Here is a 7911-nt window from a genome sequence, read left to right as displayed (position 1 = left end):
CGCTGGCAAGAAGAGCAAGGTTGCCATCGTGGCCTGCATGCGCAAGCTGCTGGTGATTCTGAATGCCATGATCCGGGATAAAGCGCACTTCCATACGCAAATTGCTTGACGCCGAACACGGTTGCTCTCCCCTGCCTGCCCCTGGGCCTTACAATGCCGCCTTTGCCGCACCGCCCCGGAGCCCCCCATGTTCACCCTCGCCCATCTGGAAACCCCGCCGCCGGAAGCGCTGAAAGGCCAGCTGCTGCAGATGGTGGTGGACTACCTCGGCGACATCAGCGCCGTCTCGCTCACGCCGCGCAACCTGCTGTACCCGCTGTACCAGTACGTGGTGGGGCTCGAGGTGCATCGCTATCTAGACAGCATGGACGGTGCGCAGCCCGGCAAACCGGAGTTGATCATGGCGCTGGATGCGGAAGATCCGGCGACGCTGCTCGGCTTCGCGCTTTACCTGCCGTATGTGGACGACCCCGAGGCCTGCGCCCTGGTCTACCTGGCCGTGAGCGCGGAGCAGCGCCGGCAGGGCATCGGCCGGGCGATGGTCGAACGGATGCTGTCGCGCTATCCCCACGCGGAGGTGGCGTGCGTGGCGGGCAAGACCGGGTACTTCGAGGCGCAGGGCTTCATGCCGCTGGCAGCGCGCGGCCCGCAGGTGCTGATGAATACACGGAGCCAGGCTTCAGACGGTGCGGTGGCGGTGCAGGATCTGCAGCCCATCTTCCAGTCCAGGGAGGTCCGGCAAATCTACAGCTACCTGGTCAAGCAGCACGGCCAGAGCGCCATGAAGGCAGCCGAGAAACAGCGCGACCTGCTGCTCGACGAGCTGGCCCGACAGGCCGATCAGCTGATCCGGCTGCGCACCTCGGCCAAGCGGTTGCACTGAGCGCGCTAGCTGCGTGCACGCCGATCAGCGCTTCACGCAGGCGAAGATGGCGTTACCGGACGCCGTGTCCCACGGAGCGATCTTCTGGTAGTCGTGCTCGAGCACATGCACCTCGAAATACGGTTCCAGCAGCGCAATCAGTTCAGCGAAGCTCACCGCCACCATCGGATGCTCGTCCTGCCAGACCTGACTGGCTCCGGCCAGCGTCTTCTCGATGCGCAACCGCAGCAATTGCCGCTCGCCCTGACCGCTGTAGTACCAGCCGGAACTGAAGCCGAACAGGCCATCGGCATGGTGGGCGGTGTGAGACACGTACGAGCGGTTGTCGATCCGCTGCTTGTCCACGGCGTTGAAGCAGAACAGCCCCTGGTCGGCCAGCGCGGCGTGCACATGGGCGATACAGGCGGCGAGCCGCTCGAGCCCGGCGCTGTAATGGATCGAGTACAGGAAGCAGGTGATCAGGTCGACCGGTCGATCCAGGCTGAAGCTGCACATGTCCTGCAGCGAGAAGCGCGCCTTCGGGCAACGCAGCGTGGCCCGGTCCAGCATTGGCTGGTTGATGTCCAGCCCGCTGCTGTCGTAGCCGGCATCGATGAAATGGCGCACGTGCGGCCCGGTTCCGCAGGCGAGATCCAGGTGCCGTCTTCCACCATTGCCGAACAACTGCTGCAGCCGCTGGACGGCACTGCTCTGGGCGCCGTAGTCGATATCGGCGCACATGAGGTCGTAGTAACCCGACAGGTCGGTATAGATGGCGGTGCCGGGCATGCTGGTCTCTGCTGAGCGAGGCGCTGGGGGCGCGCATCATAGCCGGGCCGCAGGAAAATCGCGCGGCAATCGCCCTGCACGCACCCGACGCTAGCCGCGCCTGCGCGAAGTGCGCCGCGGTTGCAAGTCGTCCAGAGCGTCCGAATGCTGCCGTGCCCAGTCGTAGATCAGCTCGATCGGCTCGATCATCAGCCTGCCCAGCGGCGACAGCGCGTAGCTCACGGCCGGCGGCACCGACGCGAGCGTGTGACGTTCGATCAGGCCGCTCTGCTCCAGTTCACGCAGGGTCTGCACCAGCATCTTCTTCGAGATGCCTGGCAAGCTGCGATGGAGCACGCCGCTGCGAGCGATACCGTCATGCCGGGCGTGGAGGGTATGCAGGATCATGCTGGTCCACTTGGTCGAGAACAGTTCGAGCACACGCCGCGGTGCGCAATCTTCGCGCCATTGTTCTTCGTCAGAGCCGGGTTGCATGGGGATGGTCACCATTTGGTGCCGACTTGGATCGGCATTTTCGAGTCGATAAGGTGCTGGCCTGTTTTGCTTTTTGGGGTTGAGAACATGACAAATCAAGCACTGGTGGTCGGCTCGAGCGGTATCGTCGGCAGCGCCCTCTCCCGCCTGCTGGCGAGCGAAGGCTGGTCGGTCGCCGGACTGGCGCGGCGACCAGGCGCAGACAGCGACGTAACGCCGATCAGCGCGGATCTGCTGGACCCGGCAGCACTGACGTCGGCGCTGAGCACTGTTGCGCCCACGCACCTGTTCCTCACCACCTGGGCGCGTCAGGCCAGCGAGGCGGAGAACATACGTGTCAACGCGCAGATGGTCCGCAACGTGCTCGATGCCGTTCGCGCTTCCGATACCGTACGACACGTCGCCCTGGTGACTGGCCTGAAGCACTACCTCGGCCCGTTCGAAGCCTACGGAAAAGGCACGCTGCCGCAGACGCCGTTTCGTGAGGAACAAGGGCGGCTGGACGTCGAAAACTTCTACTACGCCCAGGAAGACGAGCTGTTCGCCGCCGCAGCGCGTGATGGCATCACCTGGAGCGTGCACCGGCCGCATACCGTCACCGGCGTGGCGGTTGGCAATGCGATGAACATGGCCACCACCCTGGCGGTATACGCCTCCATCTGCCGCTTCACCGGGCGGCCTTTCCGCTTCCCGGGTTCGGCCGTGCAGTGGAACAGCCTGACCGATGTGACCGACGCCGATCAGCTCGCCCGGCATTTGCGCTGGGCGACCACTACACCCGCGGCAGCCAACCAGGCCTTCAACATCGTCAACGGCGACGTATTTCGCTGGAAGTGGATGTGGGGACGCATCGCCGAATGGTTCGGCATCGAAGCGGCTGCCTTCGATGAGCCCGCGCCGCTGGAGCAGCAGATGGCTGACGATGCACCAATCTGGACGGAAATGGCGCAGCGCTTTGGTCTGGCCGAGGCGGACATCAGCAGGCTGATCTCGCCCTGGCATACCGATGCCGACCTGGGGCGGCCGATCGAAGTGGTCACGGATATGTCGAAAAGCCGCAAGCTCGGCTTTCTGGATTACCAGGCCAGCGACGAGGCGTTCTTCCAGGTCTTTGCGAGATTGCGCAAAAGCCGGCTTATCCCATAGTTGGCGGAATGGGCAGCGAGGCGTCCGACACGGCATAACCACCTGCTTGACGGTGGCAAACCGCGCGGACGCGTCGCCCGTTGCAAACCATCGGCGGCGCCCAACGAGCGCCGCCGCATTCTTTACGCCGAGAGCTTCTGGCTGAAATTGTCAGCTGGCTTGCCGATATCGAGTCGGTCCGCGTTCATCACCTTGTCCCAGGCTTTGACGAAGTCGCGGACGAACTTCTCGTTGCCGTCGCTCATGCCGTACACCTCGGCCTGGGCACGCAGCTCCGATTGCGAGCCGAAGATCAGGTCCACACGGGTGGCGGTCCAGTTCGGCTGGCGGCTCTTGCGATCGAGGCCCTGGAAGCGGTTCTTGTGCTCGGTGGCGACCCACTCATTCTTCATGTCCAGCAGGTTGACGAAGAAGTCGTTGGACAGAACGCCCACGCGATGGGTGAAGACGCCCTCCTTGCCGCCGTCCGCATTGGTGCCCAGCACCCGCATGCCGCCGACCAGCACGGTCATTTCCGGCGCGCTGAGGCGCAACAGGTGCGCCTTGTCGACCAGCGCTTCCTCGGGCGCCATGAAATGCGACTCGTGGTAGTAGTTGCGGAAACCGTCCGCGGCCGGGCGCAGGGCTTCGAACGACTGCACGTCGGTCCACTCCTCCAGGGCATCCATCCGCCCGCACGGTGACGTTGACGCCGCCATCCTGTGCAGCCTTCTCGACCGCGGCACAGCCGGCGAGCACGATCAGGTCGGCCATCGACACCTTCTTGCCGCCTGTGGCCGAGGCGTTGAATTCGGCCTGGATCTGGCCCAGCTTTTCCAGCACACGAGCCAGCAGGGCCGGGTTGTTGACGTCCCAATCCTTCTGCGGTGCGAAGCGGATACGCGCGCCGTTGGCGCCGCCGCGCTTGTCCGAGCCGCGGTAGGTGGATGCCGAGGCCCAGGCCACCGACACCAGGTCGGACACGGAGAACCCCATGCCCAGCATCTTCTGCTTGAGCGCAGAGATGTCGGCATCGTCGATCAGCGGGTGGTCGCATTCGGGGATCGGGTCCTGCCAGATCAGCGTTTCCTTCGGCACCAGCGGCCCGAGGTAGCGGCCGATGGGGCCCATGTCGCGGTGGGTCAGCTTGAACCAGGCGCGGGCGAAGGCGTCGGCGAATTCGGCCGGATTTTCCAGGAAGTGCCGGGAGATCTTTTCGTAAACCGGGTCGAAGCGCAGCGACAGGTCCGTGGTCAGCATGGTCGGCTTGCGCTTCTTGCTGGGGTCGAAGGGGTCGGGAATGACCTCCGGGGCGTCCTTGGCCTCCCACTGGTAGGCGCCGGCGGGGCTCTTGGTCAGCTCCCACTCGAAGTTGAACAGGTTTTCGAAGAAGTAGTTGGACCATTTCGTCGGAGTCTGGCTCCAGACCACTTCGAGGCCCGAAGTGATGGCGTCGGCGCCGATGCCGCTCTTGTAGCGGCTGCGCCAGCCCAGGCCCTGATCCTCGATGACCGCGCCTTCCGGCTCCGGCCCCATCAGCGAGGGATCGCCCGCGCCGTGGGTCTTGCCGAAGGTATGGCCGCCGGCGACCAGCGCCACGGTTTCGTAATCGTCCATGGCCATGCGAGCGAAGGTCTCGCGGATGTCGATGGCCGCCGCCTTGGGGTCCGGCTTGCCGTTCGGGCCTTCCGGGTTCACGTAGATCAGGCCCATCTGCACGGCGCCCAACCCCGGGTGCAATTGCCGTTCGCCGCTGTAGCGCTCATCGCCCAGCCAGGTGCCCTCGGGCCCCCAGAACAGTTCTTCCGGCTCCCAGGTATCGGCGCGCCCGCCACCGAAGCCGAACGTCTTGAACCCCATGGACTCCAGCGCCACGTTGCCGGTCAGCACGAACAGGTCGGCCCAGGACAACTTGCGCCCGTATTTCTGTTTGATCGGCCACAGCAGGCGACGGGCCTTGTCCAGCGAGGCATTGTCCGGCCAGCTGTTGAGCGGCGCGAAGCGCTGCTGGCCGCCGCCGGCGCCGCCCCGGCCATCGGTGATCCGGTAGGTCCCGGCGCTGTGCCAGGCCATGCGGATGAACAGCCCGCCATAATGGCCGAAATCCGCCGGCCACCAGTCTTGCGAGTCCGTCATCACGGCATGCAGGTCGGCGATCACCGCATCGAGATCGAGCGAATCGAACGCGGCGGCGTAGTCGAAATCGCCGCCGTAGGGATTCGAGCGCGGCGAATGCTGGTTGAGTGAAGTGAGACTCAGCGCTTCGGGCCACCAGTCTCGATTGCTTGAATGTTTGCGGGGCGCGCCGGCGTGCCCGAATGGGCAGCTCCCGGCGTTTTCTCCAGACTCGGCGTTCATGTTCTGCTCCTCTCGTGGTTCGTTCGCGCGGTCAGGTACCGCCTAGAAAACGTAGCACCGTGATAGGAGCCAAGAGCAAAGCCGAACATGGGCCCAGGTTGTTTCGAGAACCCTCGGTTTCCTGGCAAGCGCATGAATTATGCGGTGTAGACGGCTTTCCGCCGTCCGGGAAGGGACAATGGGACGGGCATGAAATTTCCCTATTGGCTCGATAGACGATCATCAACGCCTGCCGTGCGGCAAGCGTGGCGCGTGGAAAAGGCTTCGCCGTTTTTCACCCTACGCTCGGCGATGCACCGGCGGGGCCGAGAAAAGGTGATGACGCAGGGTGGGTAGCGGCTTATCCACCGACACGCCTTCCCAACCACGTCGCGTCGTGAATCAGGCAGCCTTCCCGGACACCGCCAACCGCCCAATCAACGGCAGTTCCCCGCACAACCACTTCGCGCACAGGCCGGCGCCTCGGGATTCCTCAATACCCGGCTGTTCACCACGCCGGCCGCGCTCATCAATTTGGTCACGGGTGCATCGTCCGGGATCGTCGCGTCCTCGGCCAGCGCGCCGGCGGCCCGCAATTCGCCCCAGGTCTTTGGGCGCAGGGCCATGGCATGGCGAACTTCATAAACCTGACCGTTGGCTTCGCAGCGATAGTCGTAGGTCGGCATGGTCATTCCTCTCGGGGTTGCTATGGATAACGCTCACGGGGCCGCTAGGCACTGCTGCCCGCGATGCCAGGCGATTGTACGAGCAAAAATACGCCGGCTTATCCCAACCGGCGCCTCCCAACGAGAACCAGTATCGAGAAACTGAAATTCCCCGCACGAATGATGGCGTTTTGACGCTAATATCCGCAACGCCCAAGGACGGCGAAAGAAGCGCTCCGCCAGAGAGTGCCTTGCGAACTGTCCACGGCAGCCAACGCTTATCCGTAGAACATCAAGGAAGTCCCATGAGCCCTTACAAATACCTGGCCGCCGGCCTACTGAGCCTGGCACTGACCGGCTGTGTCTCGTTCACGCCCACAGGCCCGATTGGCCTACCTACAGACGTCATCGAACATTCCGTCCCAGCCGGAGCGATGCTCAAGGATGTCGAGGTCAGCGACGCGCAACTCGATGAAACCCAGCGCCGCAACATCAGCAATGCGCTGACGACGCAGATCGCCAAGCACATCGAGCGCGGCGAGTACTTCGAACGCATGATCAGCTTTCCCGCCAAGCTGGACGAGCAGGATGTCGAGCTGCGCTTCAACTTCACCTCGCTCAAGGGCAAGCGCACACCGCACCCCGGCTACTTTCCGGGCGCACTGCTGACGCTGACCATGTGGATCTGGGTGAACGGCCCGATCTACGTGGACAAATACGATCTCGCCGCCGAGCTGGCGATTACCGATGCCGCCGGCCAGCAACTGGCGCTCTCGCAGAAGACCCTGGTGCTGGACCAGAACACCGGCCTATGGGACGCCGACTATTTCAACGCAGCCCCGGGCTCCCGGCAGCTCACCCAACTGGTGGAACAACTGCTGAAAGACGGCACTCAGCAACTCGCACACTGACAAGGACGCCAACATGAAAAAGCTGATCGCCCTCTTCACCGTACTCGCCTCCCTGACCCTGCCGGGATGCATGACCTACTCGCACAAGTCGTTGCCGGAAGTCGGACAGTGGCCGCTCGTTGACTCGGCACAGGCGAAACCGACGGCCTACATCAAGGTGCAAACCGAATATTCGGTGAACGGCACGCCAGCGGCGAGCAACCCCAACATCGCCAAGCTGGAAGAACTGATCAAGAAAGAGTTCGTCGATAGCGGGCGCTTCGCCCGGGTAAGCACCGAGCAGGAAGCGTCGGATCTCTACGTCACCGTGACGCTGCGCAATCAGGAAACCGGCAATCTCGGGCTGGCGGTGATCACCGGCGCGACGTTCTTCCTGGTCCCCGGCACCTTCGACAACACGCTGATCATGGACATGATGTTCCGCGACAGCGAAGGCAGGAAGCTGGGCCGGGTAGAGAAACAGGAAACGCTGACGACCTGGATGCACCTGTTCCTGGTATTCGCCCTGCCCTTCAACGGCTCGGGCGACGCAATCCTGACCGAGCTGGCCAAGAGCAACCTGGAAGCCGCGGCGCAGAAGAAGCTGATTTAGCAGCGGGCCTACAACGTCGGCTTCAGCGACACCAGCACGAAGCCACAGATGATCCCCGCCAGGGCGATCAACCAGCCGATCCGGTGCGCGCGGTTCTTCTGCGCCTGGCGCACCGGGTCCACGGGTTTCTTTTTTCTCACGCATCCACCTCGAAAA

8 protein-coding genes and 2 pseudogenes are annotated in these 7911 nt (G+C 63.7%); 5 read left to right on the top strand and 5 right to left on the bottom strand.

All coding sequences use genetic code 11. The features are described from left to right. Window positions 1-109: pseudogene (locus CXK94_RS15675) on the top strand (IS110 family transposase); the annotation flags it as partial. Between the two features lie 78 nt (window positions 110-187). After that, complete coding sequence (locus tag CXK94_RS15670; RefSeq protein ID WP_037044139.1) at window positions 188-883, top strand: GNAT family N-acetyltransferase; 696 nt, start codon at window positions 188-190, stop codon at window positions 881-883. Window positions 884-907: 24 nt separating this feature from the next. Here CXK94_RS15670 and CXK94_RS15665 read toward each other — a convergent pair whose 3' ends face one another. Both CXK94_RS15665 and CXK94_RS15660 read right to left on the bottom strand, forming a co-directional pair. After that, window positions 908-1651, bottom strand: a complete 744-nt coding sequence (locus CXK94_RS15665) for a class I SAM-dependent DNA methyltransferase (RefSeq protein ID WP_037044137.1) — start codon at window positions 1649-1651, stop codon at window positions 908-910. Between the two features lie 90 nt (window positions 1652-1741). Then, entirely contained in the window at window positions 1742-2125 is a 384-nt protein-coding gene (locus tag CXK94_RS15660) for a winged helix-turn-helix transcriptional regulator (protein WP_037044147.1), read from the bottom strand. 87 nt (window positions 2126-2212) lie between these two features. On the opposite strand from CXK94_RS15660, the gene CXK94_RS15655 reads away from it, so the two are divergent. Continuing rightward, window positions 2213-3271 (top strand): SDR family oxidoreductase, encoded by a 1059-nt coding sequence (locus CXK94_RS15655; protein ID WP_102895029.1) that lies wholly within the window; start codon window positions 2213-2215, stop codon window positions 3269-3271. 122 nt (window positions 3272-3393) lie between these two features. On the opposite strand, the pseudogene katG reads toward CXK94_RS15655, so the two are convergent. Both katG and CXK94_RS15645 read right to left on the bottom strand, forming a co-directional pair. Then, window positions 3394-5608, bottom strand: a pseudogene (gene katG, locus CXK94_RS15650) (catalase/peroxidase HPI). A 416-nt stretch (window positions 5609-6024) separates the two neighbouring features. After that, on the bottom strand, window positions 6025-6273 hold the full coding sequence (locus CXK94_RS15645; protein ID WP_037044135.1) for a zinc ribbon domain-containing protein: 249 nt from the start codon (window positions 6271-6273) through the stop codon (window positions 6025-6027). 284 nt (window positions 6274-6557) lie between these two features. On the opposite strand from CXK94_RS15645, the gene CXK94_RS15640 reads away from it, so the two are divergent. Together CXK94_RS15640 and CXK94_RS15635 are read left to right on the top strand one after the other, a co-directional pair. Further along, the gene (locus CXK94_RS15640) at window positions 6558-7163 is read left to right on the top strand and encodes a hypothetical protein (protein ID WP_037044133.1); all 606 of its coding nucleotides are present in this window, start codon (window positions 6558-6560) and stop codon (window positions 7161-7163) included. Between the two features lie 13 nt (window positions 7164-7176). After that, a complete protein-coding gene (locus CXK94_RS15635) occupies window positions 7177-7755 on the top strand; it encodes a hypothetical protein (RefSeq protein ID WP_102895028.1) in 579 nt (192 codons plus the stop codon). Between the two features lie 8 nt (window positions 7756-7763). Here the strand turns inward: CXK94_RS15635 and CXK94_RS22685 are convergent, their stop codons facing one another. Continuing rightward, on the bottom strand, window positions 7764-7895 hold the full coding sequence (locus tag CXK94_RS22685) for a hypothetical protein (protein WP_256046282.1): 132 nt from the start codon (window positions 7893-7895) through the stop codon (window positions 7764-7766). Between the last annotated feature and the right edge of the window lie 16 nt (window positions 7896-7911).

It is taken from the genome of Stutzerimonas stutzeri, from assembly GCF_002890915.1.
GTDB lineage: Bacteria > Pseudomonadota > Gammaproteobacteria > Pseudomonadales > Pseudomonadaceae > Stutzerimonas > Stutzerimonas stutzeri_AF.
The sequence above is the reverse complement of the archived record's forward strand: the minus strand, read 5'-3'. Positions and strand labels throughout refer to the sequence as shown.